Genomic DNA, 22298 nt, shown 5'->3' on the forward strand with positions numbered 1-22298 from the left:
CACTTCCCAGAAAGTTAGTGCTGGAAATCTAGGGCACGAGTGCCAACGTGGATACCCTCCGTCAGTGGGGTAGTTGCTAGCACTTGTAAGCAACGCGCTTACCGCATCACCAATCCCCCATCCACCAACAGCACCTGCCCGGTCATGAACCCGCTGAGGTCCGAGGCGAGGAACAGCACCGGCCCGGCGACGTCTTCGGGTTGCGCCAGGCGTCTGAGGGGCGTGGCGGCCATCAGGGATTCGCGAAAGGATTCTTTGGTGGCTTGCGTGCCCTGAGTCGGATAGACCAACCCGGGCGCAACGCAGTTCACGCGGATGCCGACGGGGCCGAGTTCGGTGGCCAGGTTGCGGCTGAACGTCACCAGTGCGCCTTTGGACGTGGTGTAGTCGTGATACGGCACGACGGGGTTCTCCACGAGATTGGTGACGATGTTGACGATGCTGCCTTTGGCGCGTTGGCGCATCTGCGGAAGCACCGCGCGGCAGACGTTGAAGGCGGCGCCGACGGCGCCGTCAAACTGGGACTGATAGTCGCTCCACTCCAAATCGTCAAAACGGCGGCGCTGCTCGGGAATGAACGCATAAGGTTTGAATGCGTTGTTGACCACGATGTCGATTGCGCCTGCCTCGCGCACGACACCCTGAACCATTTCCTGCACGGCCACGTGCGAACCCACGTCGGCCTTGATCGCCCATGCGTCGCCACCGGCCGCCATGCATGCGGCCACGGTTCGCGCGGCGGCTGCGTCGTTGCTCAGGTGGTTGATCACGACGGTAGCACCTTCGCGTGCGAAGGCCGCGGCAATGGCCGCGCCTATTCCACGGCTCGCCCCGGTGACAAGTACCACCTTGCCGCGCAAATTCAACGAAGTAAACGCCTGCATGTCAGGCTCCGGGCAGCAGGCTGGTGTCGACCACGTCGGTCACCTGGATGGCGCGCTGAATCATGCCCAATGCGCGGTAGGTGTCCGCGCCCTTTTGGAGTGCCGCGAGATCGAAGTTGCCAAGCCGCGCCACGCCGCCTGCCGTAGGCAGCGAGGCCGCGTTGCGCAGCTTGATGATTTCGAGATTGACGTCGCGCTGCGTACCGTCAATGGCACGTTTGCCCGCGAGCGTGGCTGCCTCGTCGGGATGGGCAATCATCCATGCTGCGCTGTCGCGGTAGCCTTTGAGGAAGGCCTTGAGCACGTCCCGCTTTTGATGCCGCCATTCCTCGCGCACCACGAACATGTCGCTCGAGATGTTCAGATGGTCGCGGACCTGTATCACGTGGATGTCCCCCATGCCCTTGCGCAGCCCCACGGCCAAACCGGTGTCGGTTGCGGCCGTGGCGTCGACCTGTCCCTGCATCAGCGGCGCAAAGTTGAGCAGGCCGGTGACGACAATCGTCACGTCCGATTCCTTGAGTCCGGCCTGATGCAGCATGACCAGCAGGTTCTGTCGCGTGCCGCTCGCGAGGCTGTAGACGCCGATCTTCTTGCCCTTGAGGTCGGCAGGCTTGCGAATGCCAGCCGACTGGAGCGATACGACGTTGAACACGTTCTGTGGGTAGATGTCGTAGATCGCGACCAGCTTTTCGCCCTTGTCGAGCGCCATGAAGAACGATCCCGGATCGGTGAAAGCCACGTCGGCCTGACCGCTGAGCAGATTGCGGATGGCGTCGCCGCCGCCCGCACCGGGAAGGTAGGTGAGCGCGATGCCATGCGCCTGAAAGAAACCCTTGTCTGGCTCCGCGAGGATGTTGGTGATCTCGCTGATGGGCTTGCTCCATCCCGCAAGCCGAATCTTGTTCTGCGTGGGCGACGCCGCACCTGTGCCTGCGACTGTGAGGCTGGCAATACCCGCGCATGCGCCCAGCAGATGCCGACGCGAGACGAGGAACGAAGATGAGGACGAGGATGAAGTGATGTGGGCCATGGCAATCAAGGGTTGTCGCGCAAGCGTGTACTGGGAAAAGCGTGCGAGCGCAGCAACCGGCGCTCCAGCAGTTGGCAGAGTTGATACAGCAAGATCCCATCAGCGCGATGAGCACCAGTGCGGCAAACATGAGCGTGGTGTCCATCATTCCCTGAGCCGCGATCACCACGGCACCAAGTCCCTGGCTTGCGCCCATGAACTCGGCCACCACCGCACCCACCAGCGCCAAGACCACGGCTACACGCAATCCGGCAAGAATGGCCGGAAGACCCGTGGGCAGCTTCAGGCGAACCAGCGTCTGAAGGCGCGTAGCACCCAGCATGCGAAACAATTGCAGTCGCTGCGCGTCAACCTGCCGCAGACCTGTCAGCGTGTTTTCCATCAGCGGAAAAAAGCAGATCAGCGCCGTGATCAATACCGTTGGCAACAATCCAAAGCCGAACCACAGCACGAAAAGCGGCGCGAGTGCGAGCTTGGGTACCACCTGGCTGACGACCACATAAGGTTTGAGCACACGCTCCAGCAGCGGGCACTCGGCCAGCGCCATGCCCGCAAGCAAACCCACGGCAGCGCCCATGATCAAGCCCAAAGAGACGGCTTGCAGTGTCGCCCAGATGTGGGGCCAGAAATAACCCGAAGCCAGGCCTGACCACAGCGAGGTGATCACGGCAGACGGCGCAGGCAGCACCAGCGCCGACAGGCCCGATTGCCGCACCACGATTTCCCATAGGCCGAGCAGGGCAACGAGCAGAACCGCAGACAGGCCACGCGCGGCAAAAGGCGAAATGCTCATGCGTTGGTCCCGTCCATCGATGCACGCACGCGTGCGCAGTAGTCGTTGAACACCGCGCCATCGCGCATGGCCTGCGTGCGCGGCCTGGGCAGCGCGATGGCAATGTCGTCCACGATGCGGCCCGCGTGCATGAGCGCAATGCGGTCGCCTACGTAGACGGCTTCGTTGATGTCGTGCGTGACGAAAAGCACCGTGGTGCCGCGTTCCCGGCAGGCACGCAGCAGATCGTCCTGTAGCTCCGCGCGCGTGATGGCGTCAAGCGCGGCAAAGGGCTCGTCGAGCAGCAATAGGGGCGGCTCCAGAACCAGGGCGCGCGCCAGCGCCACCCGGCTTTGCTGCCCACCCGAAAGCTCACGCGGATAACGTTCGGCACACTCTACCAACCCCAGTTGATCCAGCAGTTGCAGCGCACGTTGCTCGTCGCGCGCCACAGGTTTGTGCTGCAACGACACCGGCAGCAGCACGTTGCTCAATGCGCTGTGCCAATCCAGCAGCGTGGGCGACTGGAACATGAAACCGACTTGTGGACCGGGCGCGGCCAGCTCGCCTCCCCGCAATACGATGCGACCCGACTGCGGCGTCAACAAGCCCGCCGCCAGCTTGAGCAGCGTGGTCTTGCCGCAGCCACTGCGCCCCAAGAGACAATGAATTTCGCCCTCCTGCATGCGCCAGTCCACGCCATCGACCACCGGTGGGCGCTGCGGGTAGTGGAAGGTGACACGATCAACGTGCAGAAACGTCATGTCAGTCCGCATAACGCGCGAAGGGCTGCGCAGCCAGTTCGGCGGATTGTTCGATCTCGGTGATGCGCACCAGATCGAGCAGATTGAAACGGCCATCATGATGCCAACCGGGCTCGGGCATGCTCATGGAACCGATGGCACTGATGCGCGTGACGCCCGCTGCACCCAGCAGATCGGCCAATCGGTAGAGGTCTTCAGGCCCTGCCGCCACGCCGGCGGTCTGCAGAAAATCGCGCTGCCCGGCAACCGCGCTCACGACCTCCTCCAGACGTTCAACCGTGACCACGGCAATGCTACGTTGCGATGCCGTGGGCATGAGCGGCTGCAGCGTTTCACTGAATGCCACGCTCCAGGGCGCATCATTCGGGCCGATCAGCAGGTCGCCACCCTCGGCAGCGGACATCGCGCGCCATTCGATGCCCTGCTGCCATTTGGCGACGGCCGCGCCCTCCTCCAGATCGAGCGAGCGGCGGGCAAAGCGGCGCTGCAGGTTGGCAAGCTCGGCCGCCAGATAGTCGGCAAACGCGCGTGCAGACACCGGCGCGCCGCGCTCCACGTAGAACACATGCGGCGAATAACAGCCCTGCTGGTCGTAACGCATCACGTCCCACGCCGCCAATCGCGCAATCGATGGGGCCTTGAGCGTGTCGAGCGCCGAGGCCGCGATCACGCCAAAGCCCAGCTTGTGTCCATGCGGGAGAAATCGCGTAGTCACCGGCAAGCGACGGCGCAGCGCGTCGAGCGTGGCATTGCCGCCGTAGGCGAGCACCGTGTCGGCGCGTGCATAGAGTGCGTCCGCATCCTCTCCGCCCGCGCCGCGCCACCAGACCACCGCCAGGCAATCGGCCAGCGGCGGATGCACGTCGGCCAGCAGGCGTGCAAACCAGCCCGCGAACAGCGGTTCGGCGCTCGCCAGTTTGCCGATGCCTGGCGCCTTCACGAGCAGTCCGCAAATCATGCTCCACAGCGAGAGCGCGGGCACGTTACCGGCCCAACTGTGCACCAGCAGATCGGGGCCGAAGGCACGCGCCGCGCCGCCCTTTGCCACCGGCTGAAAGCCGTCGAGCACGGCGGGGTTGGCGAAATCCTCCACCACGAAGCGCCGTAGTTGCAGCGCGCGAAAGGTCTTGAAAAATCCAGTCAACCCAAGGCGCACCATGTCGGCGTCGTAGCCGCTCACCACGGGCAGCCAGGTGTCGGCCTGCTGGCGCATGGGATCGTTGCCATCGAGCAGACGCGCCATCGCACGGTCGATCACATCGATGATCTCCGCCACCGTCATCGAGCGCAGATGACGCGCCGCGGCATCGCGAACACGGTCTGCCAACGCCAGCATCTGCTGAGCGGTCAGCATGGGCACCGACACTTCGAGCCGCTGCGCATCACGCTCGAAGACAAGCACTTGCCACTGCACCTCATCGTCGCGCAAGCCCGGCAGCCAACCCGCCTTGATCCGCTCGATTGGCGTCATATGGCGCTGGCCTTCACGAATTCCTCGACGGCCAACGAGCAGCCCTTGGCCGCTGCGCCCTGCGCGCGCCCGAGTAACTGAAAGCCGCCCTCGGCCCACTGGCCCACGTCCTCGGTGAGGATGGTGGTGACCGAGTTGTAATTGGCAAGATCGCAATGCACGAGAATGCCGCGCTCGCCCGAAGGCACATCGCTGCCCGTGACCGGATCGACGAGGCGCGAACGAATCCAGTGCGGGCCCGACTTCACCGAAGGCAGCACGGCATTGCCGTCGTCGTAGAACTGGGTACTCAGTTCCGTCATGCCATACATGTTGATGCAGTACGCGCGCGGCACGCCCAGCAATTGCGACAGCTCGGCGTAGAACTCCGCGAGCGGCAACTCGCGCGACTGGCCCTTGTAGCCGCCGGTATCCAGGATGCGGCTGCCCGTTGGCAGGCAAAAGCTACGGCGCGCAGCGCGCAGCGCATCCATCACGTGCACCAGACTGAAGCTCGCACCGAGCAGCGCATAGGGGGTGCCGCTCGATTCAGCCGATTCGAGCGCCGCACACAGACCGTCCACGTCGACGCCTTCGGGCGACAGGAAATAGCGACTCTCGCCCGTGCCAAATTCCGACTTCGCGAGCGCCAGATAGTGCGCAAGCGACGAATGGGGCATGGCCTGCTCGTCGGGAAAAAGAATGCCCATCGGCATGCGCTCCACGCCGCGCATGAAACGTTGCGCGAAGTTGCGCGTCATCGACAAATCGTAGACATCGAGCCGCGGATGAAAATGCCGCCCGCGCGCCGCGCGCCTCGTGGTGCCGCTGGTCATGAACACGCGCTCGCCATCGCTCGCCGGCTGACTGCGCAACTCCGTGGCCTTGAACGCGTCGATAGGCACCGCCGGAATGTCACGCCACGACTTCACGTTGCGCGGCGTGGCCCCACGCCGCTGGCAGAAACTGCGAAACGGCAGGTTCGATGCATGTTGATGGGCAAACAATCGCATTGCGAGTTGATCGAACAAGTCGTCGATGGAGGGCTCGGCGGCATCCATGCGGATGAATGCGAGCAGATCGGATACCAGCGCGGCGGGCGTGTCGTCCATGTAGTCATTCCTTCGGGCAGCAAATACGCATTGCTCCGAAGGCTCCCGCACATGCCGGTTCTGGAGTGGCATCGTGTGGGGCAAGAGCCTCGCTACACGCAGAGGATCCCTGGCTCTTCTTCCGCCGGAATGACCCGGTTCAAGTTCTCGGGTGTGGATCTCAGCACTGGCGTGCACCCCGGAGCGAAGGCCATCTTACCGCATGGGGGCTTTGAGGGCCGTTTGCAGAGTTTGCTTGATATAGGCGGTTTTTTTATCTATCGCATTTTTTCGAATTGTCAAGTTACTCAAAAGCTTCCTACGGAGGATAAATGCGTATTGCGGCTTCCTAGTTCGAGCACGACAGTGCTAATACCAAAATCAAAGACCGTTACATGATCTGTATCAAACAAGTATGAAAAATAGGCTCACCGCCTTCCGAATGTGCCCGGATGCCTGAAAATTCATTGTTTTCATTTATTGATACATATGTATCGATAAATGACAATTAATGAACATACTTAACAATTACGATGCTGATGCCATAGTCTTTGCGATTAACATTGGCTATCAAAATGTTTACATATTGTTTTGTTTGTTGCGGCTAGATAGTCGCATTCGCAGCCATTAATGCGCTGAATATGGACGAAATCAGCGGCGATCCGTTCGATTTGTTCCAGTTATTCGTAGAAGCGGGGTGTATGACAACTGTATGGATTTCCGGGAGCAACGACGATTTCTTGCAGTCGCGCAAGGACGCTCTTCGATACGGGGTGCTCAAACTGATTGCCTGGCCTGATCTCGCCCGAGTACCGGAAGAGCGCCAGGCGCTGGTTGCGCGTATCTGCGCGCTCCTGAGCCGCAAGCCGTCGGCCAGCAAACTTATTCCACTGATTCTGTCGACTCCCGAAGATGAAGTCTTCGAAAGCATTGCACCGCTCATGCGCATGGGTTGCGTGACGGTTGCCACCTCGTTTTTGTCGGAGCCGGGCACTGTCGCAGCACAGCACGCGCCAGCGGTGGAGGCCATCTCGTCGCAGGCGCAAACGGCAAATGCCACGCAGTACGCACGCCGCTCTCTCGTGTCCAAACTCTGGGCACGGCTCACGGCCTGACCCGACTCTCGCAACGGCAACAAAGGTAGTTTCCATGGAATGGAGTGTCATGTTCATGGGCCCGGTGGGCTCAGGCAAAACCACGGCAGTGCGGACGATTTCGGATATCGAGGTGGTCTCCACGGATGCACGCGCGACCGATGACGTGCTCACGATGAAATCGCACACCACGGTCGCGATGGACGTGGGCGTTCTGGCGCTCGGCGACAAGGATAAGCTGCGCATTTACGGCACGCCCGGACAGGATCGTTTCGATTTCATGTGGGACATCCTGCTGAATCAGTCCAAGGGCGTGTTGCTGGTGGTGAACCATGCGGCCGATGATGCGGTGGCGCAGCTCGATCACTACTACCGCGATCTGGCGGCACGCCAGGGCGAACGCAACCTTCCCATAGTGGTCTGCGTCTCGCATATGGATGCGAAGCCTGATGTACCGCTGGACATCTATCACCGCTACTTCCGCGAGACCGTAGGTCTCGATGCGGAGAACGTGCCACCGATTCTGTCGATGGACGCACGCGACAAGTCTCAGGTGCGCGCGGCGCTCGTGGCCATGACGGCCTTGCTGGAGATGGTCGAACGCTTTCCGAAACCCATGCCGATCAAGCGCGCGTAATCACAAAATGACAAGCGTCGCATCGGCTCATCAACTGTCTTTGTCGATTGGCGACAAACACATCTTCAGGGATCTGTCGCTGCGGATTCCCAAGTCCGGCTGCACTGTGTTGATGGGCCCCTCAGGCACCGGAAAATCGACACTGCTCAGAATGCTCTGCGGTCAGATGCAGCGGCATCCGCTGCTCAGGACTTCGGGCAGCTTGGACGCGGCGGGGCTCCACTCCGTCGGCTCTGCGTTGGGTGTGCCGCCAAGCCTGGTTTCGCAGAAGGCCGAGCTTTTGATGTCCAGCGTTTGGGAATCCCTAGTGGGGGAGTGGCCCAGACGCGGTCAGCTTTCGCAACTTCAACAACGCCAGGAACTGGCCGAACTGCTGACCGCGTGGGGTCAGCAAGACCTGATCGAGCGCTACGGAGACACCGTAGTATCGGTCTCGAGCTCGCAAAAAAAAACGCGTGGCAATTGTGCGCAAGGCGTTGAGCGGTGCGCCGCTGTTGCTGATCGATGAGCCAACCTCCGGCATGCCGGAGGCCACCGCGCAGGAGATCATCGATCTGATCCGGACACTGTCCGGGACGGTACCTGTGCTGGTGGTGACGCATAACCAGCGACACGCGCGCGCCATGGCGAAAGAGGTGATTCTTTTGGCGAGTGGCATGGTGCAGGAACAGACTCCTGCCGCCCGTTTTTTTGAAGCGCCGCAAAGTGAATCGGGCAGGCAGTTTCTGCTGACCGGCTCATGTCCCGAAGTGCCGCTGTGGCCAACGCGCATGTGGTGGAGGACATCGATTTCCCGACTGCACCGCAAGCGGCAGAACCGGGCTCCGTACCGGTGGCGGAAAATCTGCCGACGCCGCTGGCGTCACCCTCTCACGCAGCACTCATTTTTGGAGCGGTAATGCCGCCGCGTCGGCCCACTCGCTCATTGACCAGTGCGCGCGCACGCGGCCCAAGGGGCTTCACCTGGATCGACGATGATCGCCTCGCCGGAACACCCTACCCCGGAATTCTCGCCGACGTAAGCCACGACCTGATGGCGCTGCGCGATGCAGGAATCACGCATTTGATTTCGCTGACCGAACAGCCTTTTCCCGCCACGGTGGCCGCGTCATTTGGCATCGGCTGCTCCGCCCTGCCGATGGCAGACATGGGCGTGCCGAGCCTGAGCGCTGGTGTTGCACTGTGCAGTCACATGGATGCGTTGCTGGCAGCCGAAAACGTGATTGCCGTGCATTGCCGCGCAGGACTCGGACGCACTGGCACCGTGCTTGCGATGTACCTGATTTGGCAACAGCTTGGACGTCAAGCCGCGCCGCGCGTCATCGCTTCAATTCGTTCACGCAACACGGGAATGATCCAGTCGATCGTTCAGGAGCGCTTTCTGGAAGATTTCCTCGCGCATTGCCGTGAAAACGCGTTGTTTGATAAGCCTCTCCCTGATTCTCACTCACCCATCCACCCCACCAACTGAAAAAGGAAACCACCATGAACATCGATGCAGTCGTCCAGAAGGCCGTCACTTCCGTCCCCGAATGCGTTGCCGCTGGCTTCGTCGATCTGTCCTCCGGCATGGTCTTGAGCATCAAGACCGTCGACTCGCATCCCCAGGAAGTGTTCGAACTGCTCGCTGCCGCGACTGCCGATCTGTTCCAGGGCCCGAATGTGCAGTCCATCGAGAACGTGTTCCGCAAGGCGCGAGGCTTGCCCGAGAACTCTGATCACCACTATTTCCAGGAAATCATCGTGAACAGCGACAACCTGATTCACGTATTCCTGCGCAGCAAGCGACAGATGCAGGTGGCCTGCTTCGTGTGCCGCAAGGGCGCGAATCTGGGCATGGTGCTCACGCGCGCCCGCATGGCGCTGCCCGAGATCGAAGCCGCGCTGTAAGCGAGCGTTCCCCGTAGGCCCGCCGTCCAAGTGACGGTCGGGCTGCCGATCCAGACCAACCAGACACCACCCATGCCGACAGCCTATAGCACCTCATCTTCATTTTCCTCGCGCGAGCCCGCCGAAGGCGGTGGTGATGTCGCGCGTGGCGCGCGGCGTCTGTTGCGCGCCTTTGCGGCGTCCTCGCCGCACATCGAAGCTTGCGCGGCGATCTCGACCGACGGATTCATCATCGCCTCGGTGCTGACCCAGAAATGGATGAAGACCGCTTCGGTGCCATGTGCGCATCGCTGCTGGCCCTGTCCGCACGCGCTGCAAGCGAGGCACAACGGGGCGATTTGCGCCAGATCATTCTCGACGGCACGCTAGGTCCGATGCTGCTCACGCGCGCGGGCGGGTTGGGCGCGCTCGCGGTCGCGACGAGTCCGCAGGCCAACCTTGGCAAGGTGATGCTGGACACGCGCCGCACCGCACACGATCTGTCGCAACTGGTTGCGGCCCCACGAATCCAACCGGCAACTGAGGGATCGGCGCATGTCCTACACGATTGAATACGAAGGCCACGTCGTTGAATCTCGCGATGACGAAACCGTGCTCGACACCCTGCTCAGATCGGGCGTGGATATCGCTTTTTCCTGCAAGGGCGGCTCCTGCCATACGTGTCTGATGCAGTGCCAAACGGGCTCGACAACCGAGCCATCGCGCAGGTCGTTGCCCGAGTATCTGCAGCGTCTTCGCTACTTTCTGCCGTGCCGCTGCATACCGCAAAGCGCGATGAAACTGCGCCGCCCGCAGCCCGGCGATCTGGTCACCAACTGCATGCTGTGCGAATCTATCCTGCTAGACGATGGCCGCGTAAGCCTGCTGATCGAGCCGATGCGCACGCTCAACTACCGCCAAGGCCAGCGACTTCAGATCGTCACGGGGCAAGCGCAGGAGCCCGCGGCCCAGATCACATCCAACTCTGATCGTGACGTCATCATGGCCGTCGTGCTCGCTGCCGCCGAAGCAGCGAAACTTCCGGAAAGTTTGCAACCCGGCGCTGAATTCGGCATCGAGCTTCAGGTGCGTGGGCCGTTCGATGAACGCCCGCCCGAAGAACTGCCTTACCCCGAACCCGACCCCGGACTCTGGGAGTTGCTCGACGGCGGTGTGACGGCACGCCGCGTGCTCGAAGCCTTCTACGTCAAGGTTTACGCCGATCCCGTGCTGGCCCCGTTCTTCCAGGGCGTGACCAAGAGTCGCGCCATCGACAAGCAGTTTTCGTTCATGAAGCAGTGCATTACGGGCGAGAAGATCTACATGGGTGATCGCCCTCGCAATGCTCACCACTGGATGATCATCACGCACGAGGTGTTCGACCGGCGTCAGGCGCTCATGCAGGAAACCTGGCGTGAGCATGGCGTGGCAGATGAGGTCATCGCGCGCTGGGTGTCCATCGAGGAGTATTTCCGCCCCGACATAGTCAAGACCTACGGCTGGCCGCGTCAGGTCGGCGACCAGTTGATCCACAACGACGGCTTCTCTCGCGAGATGCTTGGCGAGTCGACGCTATGCGACCACTGTCAACAGGAGGTACTCGCGGGTGAGACGGTGCTGATGCATCGGCGTCTGGGCACAATCAGTTGTAAGCATTGCGCAAGCAGCGCAGCGTAGGCGCTCAACGTTCTACGAGCAGACACCATGAACACGCACACCGCATCCGCTGCCACAGCGCCCTTGCACGCTTTGTGTGTCCGACGCCCGCAGGCATATTTCGCTGGCTTGGCGATCACGCGCCATCGTACGAGCGACGACTGTTCGAGCTGCTAGTAACCAATGGACGCAAAAGCGAACTACGCATCGGAGAGTTCGCCGCACGTCTCGGCGAACCCACGCGCGCACTCGCAAGCGCACTGTTTGCCTTGCAGCGCAGTGCTAGCATCGTGGTAACCGAAGGCGTTTCCGGCAGCATGTCCGCCAATGACTGGGGCGGCGATGGCATGGCGGGACTTACCGACATACTGGTGAGCGCCATGCACCCGGGCCAGCGCATGCTGCTGTCCACCAGCGATGGCTTTGCGCTTGCATTTGCGGGCTGCGGCGCATACGAAGCGGAAGTATGGGCCGTGCGTCAAGCACTTGCCCTGCCTGATCGGTCGGCGCATGAAGCTGCCGCAGCGCCGAGGGATCCCGCGACTGCGCCACTTTGCATGGGCGGCGCCAGTTTCGTACTGAGCAGCTCACAGCCCTGAATCATGCGAATAAGGCCTGGCTTGCGCTTGCATGCCGCGTGCTCAACGCGTACCACCTGCCAACAAGATCAACGAACGCTCAACCAGGATAGGAACATCATGCAAACGCCCATAGCGATTTCCGAGGTCTTGGATCTGTACCAATGCAACTGCGCCGGTTTGTACGGCGCGGTGGTTGCAACGCAGGACGGATTGGTTCTCGGTGCTACCACGAGCTTCGGCGGCGACACGCCTGCAGCGACCGCAGCGAGCCTCTGGCTGCATCTGCAGGAAGACCTGTCGATGATCCAGACCGTCGCGGTGTCGGAGGCACTTTTGTGGGTCGATCATGGAGTCTGGTATCTGGGTCGGCTCGAAAACCGGCATCTGCTTTTGGCCTACACGAAGTCCCCGACAGGGCTGGCGCATTGAGAATCGCCGGACAGGTCGCGGCGCAGCAACTGGCGCGCATCGTCTCCGCGATCTGAAGGCGTGGCGCGCACTCGTCACGCCATCGCGTAGCCGAAGGAACCCGCGCAGAGCCACCGCAGTTGCGCATCGTCCTGCAACTCGCAGCGCATGTCCGGAATCTGCGAGCAGACCGAGAGCAGCGCCGCATGTCCCTCGGGCGTTCTGGTGGTCCAGCACCGGGCATGCTCCGCGAGTGCACGGGGAAGCGGAATCGCATCGCCCTGCACGCAGGCCAATCGCGGCAGCAGTGCAAGGTCCACGCCGGTTTGTGCGCGTTTGAACCAGGCCTCCTTCAGGCTCCACCATTGCATGAAACGCCGATGACGTTGCTCGTCATCGGCGATGGTGCTCAACTCGGCGCGTTCATGGTCGGTGCACGCAAGCGCCGCGCGTTCATGCCACGTGCTGCGCGGCTGGCGCGCGAGTATCTCGATATCGATACCCACCGGTTGCGACGACACCGCGCAGGCGATGTAGCCGTTGCTATGGGACAGCGAAAGATGCAGAAGGTGCGAAAGCGGATGACGCGTATCGAGGCGGGGGCCGCGCCCGTGCGGCGCCTCGAGCGGAAATTGACCGATCTGCCGAACGTCGCGAGCCAGCAGCCAGCGTAGCGCATAACGGCACGCGATGAACTCCTCGCGCCGCGCTGGCACGCTCAATTGTGCCAGGCGCTGGTTTTCCGACGCGGTCAACCAGCGCTCGAACGAAGCGCTCATGGCGGCGCTCCACATGGCCGACCGCGTCGCCACCAACAGCCGCACGACTGTGGGCGGCGCGGCCTCTCCGATCACTTGGTCTTGGCGTAAGTGCCCTTGAGTGCAACGCCCGCCATGATGTTGCCGGCATGGCATTCGAAATTGACCGGGTCCTTCACGGCATTGCGCTTGTAGAAGCTGTGCAGGTCGATCACCGCGTTGGCGCCCTTCTGCTTGGCCGATTCCTGGAAGGCCATCAGCGCGGAAAGTGCCGCCCATTTGCAGGCAGTCGGATCGTCCTTGCCGACACCGCTGGTCTTCTTATTGGAGATGTCTTCACCGAGCTTTGCGCTCACCGCCGGTGTATTGGCGCCGGACATGTAGAACTTCACGCTGCCGTCGAGCTTGCCGTCGGCCATGCCCATCTGGATGGCGTCCTCGATCGGCACCATGAGCGCATCGTCGCGTGCGTGAACGGCAGTCACAGTGCCCAGCGCCAGCAGCGCGACGATTGCAGTCTTCTTGAGGATCATTGGTTTTCTCCTGAGTTTTGGGTCTCCGACCCGTGGGTGAACGAACGAACGTTGGCAAGCGGATTGCCAGCCGTTCCCGATTTCCAGCATCAGTCTTTCCAGCGCCTGAAAATCAGCGACGTGTTGATGCCGCCGAACGCAAAATTGTTGCTCATCACCACGTCGGTCTGCAAGGCACGTGGCGCATCGACGATATAGTCGATGGCCGCGCAGCGTTCGTCCACCTGCGTGAGATTGGCGTTCTGCGCGAACATGCCGTCGTGCATCATGGCAAGCGTCATCCAGGCCTCGAGCGCGCCGCAGGCACCGAGCGTATGGCCCATGAATCCCTTAAGCGTACTGACGGGAACGTTGCCGCCGAAGATGTCGTAGGTCGCATGCGATTCGGCGATGTCGCCCTGCTCCGTGGACGTGCCATGCGCATTGACGTAGCCGATTGCGGACGGCGAAATGCCCGCGTCCTCGATGGCGAGCCGCATCGCCTGAGCCATGGTGGCCGAGTTCGGGTGCGTGACGTGCGTGCCGTCGCAATTGGTGCCGAAGCCGATCAACTCCGCAATGATGTGTGCGCCGCGTGCCTTCGCATGCTCCAGCTCTTCGAGCACGAAGGTGCATGCCCCTCGCCAAGCACCAGGCCATCGCGCTCCGCATCGAACGGGCGCGGCGTCAGTTCGGGCGTTTCGTTCTTCACACTGGTGGCAAACAGCGTGTCGAAGACCGCCGCCTGCGTGGCGTCAAGCTCCTCGGCACCGCCTGCGAGCATCGCAATCTGCTTGCCGGTCTGGATGGCTTCGAATGCGTAGCCTATGCCCTGGCTGCCCGAGGTGCACGCACTGGAGGTGGTGATCACGCGCCCGGTGAGGCCGAAGAACACGCCAATGTTGACCGCTGCCGTGTGCGACATCATCTTGATGTAGGTGTTCGCGTTGATGCCTCGGTGGTCTTCTCGGCAATCATGCGGCCAAAGTCGCCAATGGCCGCTGGCGTGCCGGCCGAGGAGCCGAACGCCACGCCCATCGCACCGCTCTTGACGAGCGGATCGCCGAGCAGTCCGGCCTGCTCCAGTGCCAATTCGCTGGCGCGCGTGGCCATCAGCGCCACGCGGCCCATGCTGCGCATCGTCTTGCGGTTGTAGTGGGCCGGAAGATCGAACTCGGGCACGGTGCAACCAAGCTGCGTGTTCAGGCCCTCGATGTCCGCCCATTCCTCCATTCTGCGGATCACGTTGCGGCCACTGTGCAACTGGCGGCGCACCGTCTCCCAATCGTGCCCCAGCGGGCTCAGCGCCCCGATGCCGGTCACCACGACGCGGCGCTTGTGGCTCCGCATATCGGTGTTGATGTGATTGCTGCTGCTGTTCGATGCGCTCATCCCAGCATTCCTCCGTTGACTGAAATGACCTGCCGCGTCACATACGACGCCTCGTGCCCCATGAGAAAGGCCACTACCGAAGCGACCTCGTCCACCGAGCCCATGCGGCGCATCGGAATCATGTCCATCGCGTGCTCCAGCACTTCTTCGCTGACCATCTCGGTATCGATGAGTCCGGGCGCCACGCAGTTGACCGTGATCTCGCGCTTGGCCAGTTCAATGGCGAGGGACTTGGTGGCCGCGATCACGCCCGCCTTGGCGGCACTGTAGTTGGTCTGCCCGCGATTGCCCATGAGCGCCGAGACCGACGCCAGCGTCACGATGCGCCCCGGCTTGCGCCTGCGCACCATCGGCATGACGATGGGGTGCAGCACGTTGTAGAACGCGTCCAGATTGGTATGGATCACGGCGTCCCACTCTTCGCCGCTCATCGCGGGAAAAGCATTATCGCGCGCGATACCGGCGTTGCAGACCACGCCGTAGTAAGCGCCGTGGCGCTCCATGTCGGCGTCGAGCGCGTCCTGGCTCGCTGCGCGATCAGCCACATCAAACTTTAGCACGCGTGCGCTTCGGCCCAGCGCCGCTATCTCGCGCGCCACTTGCTGCGCCTCAGCCACGCCGCTGCGGCAATGCACCACCGGGTCAAAGCCATCGCGCGCCAGACGCAGCGCAATCGCGCGGCCTATGCCCCGGCTGGATCCGGTCACCAGCACGGTGCCCTTGGAATTCGATTCAATCGTCATTCAATTCTCTGTCGTTTGCAGTGCCTGCACGTAGGCACTGCCATCTTCTGGCTCATAGACCGAAATGCGTGCCGTGGCCCGCACGTCGTCGTTGACCCGGATTGTGCAGTCAAACATGCCCAGGCCGTTGTCGCCGAGCAGTTCACACTGAACCTGTACCGTGAGCCGCGTGTCGGGCGCGAGAAAATCCACGGTCGAATCGAACTTTCGCGTGCCCAGCAGGAAGCCCAGTTTCACGGGCTGCCTGGCCTGGAGCGCGCGCCAGCCCGCCCACGCGGCCACGGTCTGCGCCATGTATTCGAGCCCCACCCACGCAGGCATGCCCTGATCCTGCAGAAACAGGCCGTCGCGCGGCACGGTGACCTCGGCCACTGCGCCCTCGTCATCGGCGGACAGCAGCCGGTCAAGCAGCAGCATGGCACCGCGATGCGGAACGTAGTTTTCGATGGGCAGAAATTCAGTCATCCGTTTCGACTTTCCCCAGCGGCAAACAACAGCGCGCAGTTGCTGCCACCGAATGCAAAGGAATTGCTGAGCACCGCCTTGGCAGGTCGCCCAAGACCCGCCTTCGGCGGGGCGATTTGCAGACGCGCGATGGTGTCATCGGTCGCACCATCCCACCAATGCGCAGGCAATTTTCCGTCGGGATTGTCATACAGCACATGCCAGCAGATGGCGGCCTCCAGCGCTCCCGCTGCCGCGAGCGAATGTCCCGTCAGCGGCTTGGTCGAACTGACCGCGCACGCATCGCCAAACAAGGTATTCACAGCGAGACTCTCCATCGCGTCATTGTGCGGCGTGGCCGTGCCGTGCAGGTTGATGTAGTCCACCTGCGCCGCCGTCATGCGCGCGCGATCAAGTGCCTGCTGCATCGCGGAAATCGCACCGCGCCCCGTCGGATCGGGTGCCGACATGTGGTGCGCGTCCTGACTCTCGCCCCAACCGGCAAGACGCACCGGACCGGTCTCCCGCGTCATCACGAAGAACGCAGCGGCCTCACCAAGATTGATGCCGTGCCGATTCGCCGACAACGGATTGCAACGCTCTGAAGACACCGCATCGAGCGCGCTGAAACCCGCGACCGTGAACGCACTCAGCGCATCGACGCCGCCCGCAACCACAGCATCGACCATGCCGCTCGCGAGCATGCGCGCAGCGCTCGCGAGCGCCTTGGCGCCCGACGAACAGGCCGTGGAAATGGAGTGTGCAGGCCCCGCAATGCCGATGCCGCGAGCGAGAAACGCGGCCACGTCACCAAGCTCCTGCATGCGGTAGTCAAAGCCCTCGGGAAATTGCCCGGTGCGTCGATACACGTCGGCGGCATGCGCTCCCTCATCGAGACCGCCGGTGCTCGTGCCCACGATCAGCGCCACTCGATTTTTGCCAAAGCGCGCGATCAGGTCATCGACCTGCGAGCGCAACGGCAGCATTGCGGCCCAGGCCAGCGCGTTGTTGCGCGAGCGATGCACCGGCGCTGCAAAATCCAGCGCGGGCAATACCACGTTCCCGGGCACACAGCCCAGATGCAGCGGACGTCCCGGCGAATATTGATCGGTCACGCGCAGCGTCATCGGATCGACGTCGGCAAACAGCCGGGCGCGCAGGTCGTCGCCCGTTGCGCCAAGCGCGCTTATGGCCGACACCGCATTGAGGAAGACGTGGGGCCTTGCATTCGTCGTCGTCATCGTCACCCTTGTTTCACGGCATTGCTGCACAGATCGGCCCCGCCGGGCGAGTCGATGCGCAGCGACCAGCGGCCCTGTGGATACACGACCTCGAGCGCGTTCACATCGAGCTGGCGTACCTTCACACGTTCGACGCCATCGTAGCGAAGCACACGTTCGCCGCCCGAGACCTGCAAAGACCAACCAGCGGGAAGCGCGCGCACAATCGCCTGCTGCGGCCAGAACGCGAGCTGCACATCACCAAGCACCTGCTCCGGCTTGAGCACGGCGGGCCACCAGCGCGAGAGCTGTGGGTTGATCTGCTGGCCATCCCATTCCAGCGTGCCCACCATCTGGCCCAGATTGAGAATCGCGAGCCGCATGGTGGACGCATCCACTTCGAGCAGCGCATCGAGTTCCCGGCCCTGCTGGCCCGGTGGTTGCACGGTCAGCCGCTGCTGCGCCGCCGCCGCGCAGCCGAGCGCAGAGGGTGCGAGGGCAAGCCATGGTGAGGCCGTCGGTTGTGCGCCCGGTTCTTCAGGCGTGGCGGACGGTGACGCGCAACCGGCCAGCATCGCGACGCACGCGGCCGATGCCAGCAGCCATCCGCGCAGCAGATCAGGCTTGAGCGGCTTCATGCCACCAGGGCCTTTGCGTCACGCTGGCACAACTCACGCAACACGTTCAGGCGACGCTGCGGCTCGGCGACGTAGGGGTTGGCCGTGTCCCATGCGTAGCCCGCGAGAATCGACGAAATCATGCGGCGGATTTCCGGGCTATGCCGCTCGTGGAAGATCACGTCCTGGAAACCGCCCTCATACCAGCCCGACACAAAGGCGCGGAAGGTATTCACGCCCGCCTGCAAAGGCACGGCATAGTCTGCCTGCCAATCGACGGCCTCGCCGTTCCATGCGCGCTCGATGCACTTCGCGGCCAGACTGGACGACTTGAACGCAATCGTCACGCCGCTGGAGAACACCGGATCGAGGAATTCGCCCGCGTTGCCAAGCAGCGCGAAGTTCTTGCCCCAGAGCGAGGTCACGTTGGCCGAATAACCCGTGAGCGTGCGGCCCGGCATGTCCCACACGGCGTTGCGCAGCACCTTTGCGAGCGACGGCGTCTCGGCGATGATCGCGCGCAGGCGCTCGACTTCGGTACCCTGATATTGCGACAGGTACTCGGGCGTGCCGACCACGCCCTGCGAGCAGCGGCCATTGGAGAACGGAATCGTCCAGAACCATACGTCGTTATGTTCGGGATGCACCGTGATGAGGATTTTCTGGCGATCCATCTCACCGTGCGCAATATGGTCCTCGATGTGCGTGAACAGTGCGCCGCGCACCGGAAAATCCGAGGGCCGCTCGAGTTCGAGCAGACGCGGCAGAATGCGTGCAAAGCCGCTGGCGTCCAGCAGGTAACGCGCAGTCACCGTGTATTCCTCGCCATCGTCGGCGCGGACCTTCACAACCGGTTGCTCACCCGTCACGTCCACCGCCGTCACCACGTGGCGATAACGGATCTCCGCGCCGGCCTTCTGCGCGGCATCGGCCAGCACCTTGTCGAAGTTGGCACGCTGCACCTGATACGTCGTGCCCAGCCCTTGGAGAATTTATCGCGGAAATCGAAGTCCGATGTGAGTTCGCCCTTTGCAAACGCTGCGCCGTTCTTGTGCTGGAATCCCGCCTCGACCACGTCCTGCAGCATGCCGGCTTCCTCGATGTACTGCATGCTTTGCGGCAGCAGGCTCTCACCAATGGAAAAGCGCGGAAAGGTTTCCTTCTCGATGACCAGCACCTTGCGCCCCTGCTTGCGCAGCAGCGCGGCAGCGACGGCACCCGAGGGGCCCGCGCCGATGATCAGAATTTCCGTTTGCTCGATCTTGCTCATATACCCTCACACTTTCCTGTTTGAATGGGACGACATGCCCTCTATGGAATCGATGTTCTGTGGTTGCGCGGGCGGCGCGTCTGGCGGGCTGTCCGCCTGCGCCGAGCGAAACAGCGGCGCGAGCAACAGCACGATGGGCAGGCCCAGCATCAGTGTCACGCCAAACGCGCGCAGCGCGGGCGTCTGCGAAAGTCCCAGCAGCCCGAACGACAGCCAGGTGCTGCCCGCTCCGATCACCACCGCGAGCCAGGCCTGCGGATCGTTTTCGTGCTCCTGTAGATAAATGCCGTAGTCGATGCCCACGCCGAGCAGCAGCATCAGCGCAAGCACGTTGAACAACTGCCAGGGCTCACTCATCAGCGACAGGATGACCACGACCGCGAGACTCGCCAGCACCGTCGGCAACCAAGCCCGCCAGGCACTGCGGCCAAAGCGCAGGCACAGCGCCGCGAGCACCAGCAGATGACCCAGGGCCAGCAGCTCGGTCATCGAGACGCGGTAGCGCTTGAGCAGACCGGAAATTTCCGCCGGTTTGTCGACCCATGTCACGCCACCCAAGCCCTCGGCGGCCGCACCCAATGCGGGAAGCGCCGCCTGTCCGCGCACACCGCGCAGCATCACCATGCTGCGAAAAGCGCCGTCGTGCTCGCCCAGCCACAGCGGGCGCGCGGCGGCAGAAATGGGTTGCGCGAACCATGCCTGCACCGTGAGCGAACCTGAGCCGTCGCTCGTTCCATCGGATGCAAATGATTCACCGAGCTGCGCGTTCACGCCATCGAGCACCGCCTTCTTCGCGTGCCGCACCAGCGCTGCATTGCGCTGCTGCATCTGCGGCGAGGGCACCCAGTCGGAGACCGCGCTGTAGCCGGTGATCTCCTTCGTAGCAATCAGCGCGTCGAGCCGATCCTTGAGAGCCTCTTCGCGCTCCAGCACCTGCTCGGCACTCTCGCCCTTGACGAGATAGAACTGCGCCGGACTCGGCAGACCCAGCATCTGGCTGACCTGCAACTGCTGTTTGATCAGCGATGGCGAGCTGTTCTGCAACTGGCGCACATCGTCCATGTGGTTGAGCAGATGTCCCTTGGCGATCCACAGCAGAGCGAGCGCGCACAGTGCCAGCGACCATGGCAGCGCAAGGCGCCAGCGAGGCCACCACGACAGCGTGCTGCCGATGCGCAACGCCGCGCGGCTTTGCGGCACGCGTCCGCGATCAAGCCATGGGAACCAGCAGATCACCGTGAGCATGGCCGCCGCCAGCCCGACGACCGAAAACAACGCCATCTGCCGCAGTCCCGGAAACGCCGCCATGCCAAGCGCGATGTAGGCAATCGCGCTGGTGCCAAGCGCCAGCCACAGCGCTGGCAGCAGGCCGCGCAGGAGTGCATGCGGCTTGCGCGCTGGCGCGCCCTGACGCGAGGCGAAATAGTGAATGCCGTAGTCCTCTGCCACGCCCACCAGGCTTGCGCCGAACACTAGCGTGAGCAGGTGCACTTTGCCAAATACCAGATCGGTGACGCTGAGCGCCACCGCACAACCCACCGCCAGCGACAGTCCACGAGCAGCACCGGCCGCAGCGACCGAAACGCGATCCACGCAAGCACCAGAACACCCGCGAGCGAGCCCCAGCCGATCAGATTGATCTCGCCGTTGGCCTGCACCGCAGCGGCCTCGGCGTGCAGCGGCACGCCCGCCATGATCATCTGCGCATCGGGCGACTGCTTGCGCACCTCGGCAAGCGCATGTTCCATCGCCGAGCCGATCACCGGATTGCCCGACAGGCTGAACGCCGAACCATCAAGAGCGAACTGCAGCACCACCCATTGCCTGTCCTGCGCCGCCACCCACAGCTCGGAATCCCGAGGCCGTGCCTGACTCTGCGCGGCGCGGGCCGACCACCAGCCTGTCCACAGTCCGAGCGGATCGTTCACCCAGTCGGTGAGACGCGCCTGCGTGGCCGGTTGGTACAGGTCCTGTAGCGCGCGTTGCACCAGACCGGCATCGCTGGTTTTTTGCAATTCATCGCGTTGGGCTCGGGTCAGCAGCCCGCGCGCCAAGGCTGGTAGAAATTCAGCGCCGACTGCATCGACGACCCTTGCGCAATCGCCTCTTCTTTCAGACGCGCGGCGGTCTGCGTCTTCAAGGCCGCGCGAAAGGTCTGCGCGGCGGCCCGGGTCTGCTCCCATTGCGATGTGCCCAGCAGCACCACGATCTGGCGTTGCAACTGTTCGGACAATTGCCTGGTGGCAAGCGACACATCGGGCGCCTGCTCGTCCAGTGGCAGCAGCGCGAGCACGTCGGTGTCGATGCGGCCCTGGCTCCAGAAATACCATTGATGCCCGGCCACCGCCAGCACCACGAGCAGCCACACCAGCGCGGCCGCGCGCCACAGCGTGCTTGCGGGCCGGTCCTGATGGGCGTCGTCTGCGGGGGATGATGGCGTCATCGCGTCTTCATGCCTTCAACGGAACTGCGCCGCGTCGGCGTCGCTGAGCCGCGACTCGGCGCGCGCATCCTGAATGCGGATGATGCTGCTGTCGCCGCGAGCCTCCTTGAGCCGCACCTCGCGCACAAACGGCCCGCCCTCCAGATCCACGGAGGCCAGCCACTGCGCGAGCAGGGGATCGCGCGGCACCAGATGCATCTGCCAGCCCGAGGCCTGCGACTTGCCCGAGACCTCGAAGAACTTGCGCAACTGCACCAGATCGGCCGACATCACCGCAAACAGCATGGCGTTCACGGTGCGCAGCACCGGCTCGTCCTCGGCGCGCATCTGCATGCTCACCTCGCCATCACCGCGCCGCGATTGCAGGCTGTCGGGCTTCACGACGAGCGTCGATTCGAACGGCTTGAGCACATGCCAGACGATGCCCTTGTCCTTGGCGACGACGAACTCTCCGGACGAGCGCAGCGGCTGCCTGAAGCCCTTGATGCTCTTTTCCTGCTCGAAGCCGCCACGCACCACGGGTGCGTCCTTCAACTGTTGCCTGACCTTGTCAAGCAGATCCTGCGCGACCTGCTCCTTCGCCCCAGCGGGCGCGGCGTTTTGAGCAAATGCCGTCGGCACCAAGGCCAACAGCGCGGCGCATACAACCCAGGATTTCAT

Annotated in this window: 25 protein-coding genes and 3 pseudogenes; 10 read left to right on the plus strand and 18 right to left on the minus strand. The window is 63.0% G+C overall.

Translation table 11 applies throughout. The features are described 5' to 3' along the window. Nucleotides 1–98: 98 nt before the first annotated feature. From H9K75_RS04365 to H9K75_RS04390, 6 genes and pseudogenes are all read right to left on the minus strand, one after another. Complete coding sequence (locus H9K75_RS04365) at nt 99–884, minus strand: SDR family oxidoreductase (protein WP_187724897.1); 786 nt, start codon at nt 882–884, stop codon at nt 99–101. Between the two features lies 1 nt (nt 885). Further along, the gene (locus H9K75_RS04370; protein ID WP_187724898.1) at nt 886–1917 is read right to left on the minus strand and encodes an ABC transporter substrate-binding protein; all 1032 of its coding nucleotides are present in this window, start codon (nt 1915–1917) and stop codon (nt 886–888) included. Between the two features lie 5 nt (nt 1918–1922). After that, a pseudogene (locus H9K75_RS04375) lies at nt 1923–2710 on the minus strand (ABC transporter permease). Beyond that, nucleotides 2707–3453 (minus strand): ABC transporter ATP-binding protein, encoded by a 747-nt coding sequence (locus H9K75_RS04380; RefSeq protein WP_187724899.1) that lies wholly within the window; start codon nt 3451–3453, stop codon nt 2707–2709. Before H9K75_RS04380 ends, H9K75_RS04375 begins: the two are co-directional and overlap by 4 nt. Nucleotide 3454: 1 nt before the next feature. Beyond that, a complete protein-coding gene (locus H9K75_RS04385) occupies nt 3455–4924 on the minus strand; it encodes an acyl-CoA reductase (protein WP_187724900.1) in 1470 nt (489 codons plus the stop codon). Beyond that, nucleotides 4921–6015: a LuxE/PaaK family acyltransferase gene (locus H9K75_RS04390; protein ID WP_187724901.1), complete on the minus strand. Its 1095-nt coding sequence runs from the start codon at nt 6013–6015 to the stop codon at nt 4921–4923. Before H9K75_RS04390 ends, H9K75_RS04385 begins: the two co-directional genes overlap by 4 nt. Before the next feature lie 620 nt (nt 6016–6635). Between H9K75_RS04390 and H9K75_RS04395 the strand changes: the two genes are divergently transcribed. From H9K75_RS04395 to H9K75_RS04420, 6 genes are read left to right on the plus strand one after another with little or no spacing between them, the layout of a single operon-like run. Next, nucleotides 6636–7109 carry a hypothetical protein gene (locus tag H9K75_RS04395; protein WP_187724902.1) on the plus strand — a complete coding sequence of 158 codons (474 nt, stop codon included), beginning with the start codon at nt 6636–6638 and terminating at the stop codon, nt 7107–7109. A gap of 34 nt (nt 7110–7143) precedes the next feature. Continuing rightward, nucleotides 7144–7725 carry a GTP-binding protein gene (locus tag H9K75_RS04400; RefSeq protein ID WP_187724903.1) on the plus strand — a complete coding sequence of 194 codons (582 nt, stop codon included), beginning with the start codon at nt 7144–7146 and terminating at the stop codon, nt 7723–7725. Between the two features lie 7 nt (nt 7726–7732). Then, entirely contained in the window at nt 7733–8233 is a 501-nt protein-coding gene (locus tag H9K75_RS04405; RefSeq protein WP_187724904.1) for an ATP-binding cassette domain-containing protein, read from the plus strand. Beyond that, on the plus strand, nt 8220–8624 hold the full coding sequence (locus tag H9K75_RS04410; RefSeq protein ID WP_187724905.1) for an ATP-binding cassette domain-containing protein: 405 nt from the start codon (nt 8220–8222) through the stop codon (nt 8622–8624). Before H9K75_RS04405 ends, H9K75_RS04410 begins: the two co-directional genes overlap by 14 nt. A gap of 26 nt (nt 8625–8650) precedes the next feature. Next, complete coding sequence (locus tag H9K75_RS04415) at nt 8651–9196, plus strand: phosphatase domain-containing putative toxin (protein ID WP_187724906.1); 546 nt, start codon at nt 8651–8653, stop codon at nt 9194–9196. Nucleotides 9197–9210: 14 nt separating this feature from the next. Further along, the gene (locus H9K75_RS04420; protein WP_187724907.1) at nt 9211–9615 is read left to right on the plus strand and encodes a hypothetical protein; all 405 of its coding nucleotides are present in this window, start codon (nt 9211–9213) and stop codon (nt 9613–9615) included. 83 nt (nt 9616–9698) lie between these two features. On the opposite strand, the gene H9K75_RS23465 is transcribed toward H9K75_RS04420, so the two are convergent. Continuing rightward, nucleotides 9699–9848 carry a hypothetical protein gene (locus tag H9K75_RS23465; protein ID WP_226858520.1) on the minus strand — a complete coding sequence of 50 codons (150 nt, stop codon included), beginning with the start codon at nt 9846–9848 and terminating at the stop codon, nt 9699–9701. 21 nt (nt 9849–9869) lie between these two features. On the opposite strand from H9K75_RS23465, the gene H9K75_RS23470 reads away from it, so the two are divergent. The 4 genes from H9K75_RS23470 to H9K75_RS04440 all read left to right on the plus strand — a co-directional run bounded on the left by H9K75_RS23470 (nt 9870) and on the right by H9K75_RS04440 (nt 12260). Then, nucleotides 9870–10166, plus strand: coding sequence for a roadblock/LC7 domain-containing protein (locus H9K75_RS23470; protein ID WP_226858521.1), 297 nt, complete (start codon nt 9870–9872; stop codon nt 10164–10166). Further along, nucleotides 10150–11271 carry a 2Fe-2S iron-sulfur cluster-binding protein gene (locus H9K75_RS04430; RefSeq protein WP_187724908.1) on the plus strand — a complete coding sequence of 374 codons (1122 nt, stop codon included), beginning with the start codon at nt 10150–10152 and terminating at the stop codon, nt 11269–11271. Before H9K75_RS23470 ends, H9K75_RS04430 begins: the two co-directional genes overlap by 17 nt. A 296-nt stretch (nt 11272–11567) precedes the next feature. Beyond that, nucleotides 11568–11849, plus strand: coding sequence for a hypothetical protein (locus H9K75_RS04435; RefSeq protein ID WP_187724909.1), 282 nt, complete (start codon nt 11568–11570; stop codon nt 11847–11849). A gap of 99 nt (nt 11850–11948) precedes the next feature. After that, nucleotides 11949–12260 (plus strand): hypothetical protein, encoded by a 312-nt coding sequence (locus H9K75_RS04440; RefSeq protein WP_187724910.1) that lies wholly within the window; start codon nt 11949–11951, stop codon nt 12258–12260. Between the two features lie 74 nt (nt 12261–12334). Here H9K75_RS04440 and H9K75_RS04445 read toward each other — a convergent pair whose 3' ends face one another. The 11 genes and pseudogenes from H9K75_RS04445 to H9K75_RS04490 form a co-directional block, all read right to left on the minus strand. Then, on the minus strand, nt 12335–13018 hold the full coding sequence (locus H9K75_RS04445) for a 4'-phosphopantetheinyl transferase family protein (RefSeq protein WP_187724911.1): 684 nt from the start codon (nt 13016–13018) through the stop codon (nt 12335–12337). A 71-nt stretch (nt 13019–13089) separates the two neighbouring features. Next, a complete protein-coding gene (locus H9K75_RS04450) occupies nt 13090–13530 on the minus strand; it encodes an excinuclease ATPase subunit (RefSeq protein WP_187724912.1) in 441 nt (146 codons plus the stop codon). A gap of 89 nt (nt 13531–13619) precedes the next feature. Next, nucleotides 13620–14901 (minus strand): annotated as a pseudogene (locus H9K75_RS04455) (beta-ketoacyl-ACP synthase). After that, on the minus strand, nt 14898–15644 hold the full coding sequence (locus H9K75_RS04460; protein ID WP_187724913.1) for a 3-ketoacyl-ACP reductase FabG2: 747 nt from the start codon (nt 15642–15644) through the stop codon (nt 14898–14900). Before H9K75_RS04460 ends, H9K75_RS04455 begins: the two are co-directional and overlap by 4 nt. Then, nucleotides 15645–16109: an ApeP family dehydratase gene (locus tag H9K75_RS04465; protein WP_187724914.1), complete on the minus strand. Its 465-nt coding sequence runs from the start codon at nt 16107–16109 to the stop codon at nt 15645–15647. Then, entirely contained in the window at nt 16106–17329 is a 1224-nt protein-coding gene (locus tag H9K75_RS04470; protein ID WP_187724915.1) for a beta-ketoacyl-ACP synthase, read from the minus strand. The genes H9K75_RS04465 and H9K75_RS04470 overlap by 4 nt, the downstream gene beginning before the upstream one ends. Before the next feature lie 2 nt (nt 17330–17331). Beyond that, complete coding sequence (locus H9K75_RS04475; RefSeq protein WP_187724916.1) at nt 17332–17946, minus strand: DUF3261 domain-containing protein; 615 nt, start codon at nt 17944–17946, stop codon at nt 17332–17334. Then, nucleotides 17943–19195: pseudogene (locus H9K75_RS04480) on the minus strand (NAD(P)/FAD-dependent oxidoreductase). Before H9K75_RS04480 ends, H9K75_RS04475 begins: the two are co-directional and overlap by 4 nt. Before the next feature lie 6 nt (nt 19196–19201). Further along, nucleotides 19202–20788, minus strand: a complete 1587-nt coding sequence (locus tag H9K75_RS04485) for an MMPL family transporter (RefSeq protein WP_226858522.1) — start codon at nt 20786–20788, stop codon at nt 19202–19204. Between the two features lie 442 nt (nt 20789–21230). Further along, on the minus strand, nt 21231–21638 hold the full coding sequence (locus tag H9K75_RS23475; protein ID WP_226858523.1) for a hypothetical protein: 408 nt from the start codon (nt 21636–21638) through the stop codon (nt 21231–21233). Nucleotides 21639–21653: 15 nt separating this feature from the next. After that, nucleotides 21654–22298, minus strand: coding sequence for a LolA family protein (locus H9K75_RS04490; protein WP_187724917.1), 645 nt, complete (start codon nt 22296–22298; stop codon nt 21654–21656).

The organism is Diaphorobacter aerolatus, assembly GCF_014489535.1.
In the GTDB taxonomy this organism is placed as follows: domain Bacteria; phylum Pseudomonadota; class Gammaproteobacteria; order Burkholderiales; family Burkholderiaceae_C; genus Diaphorobacter_A; species Diaphorobacter_A aerolatus.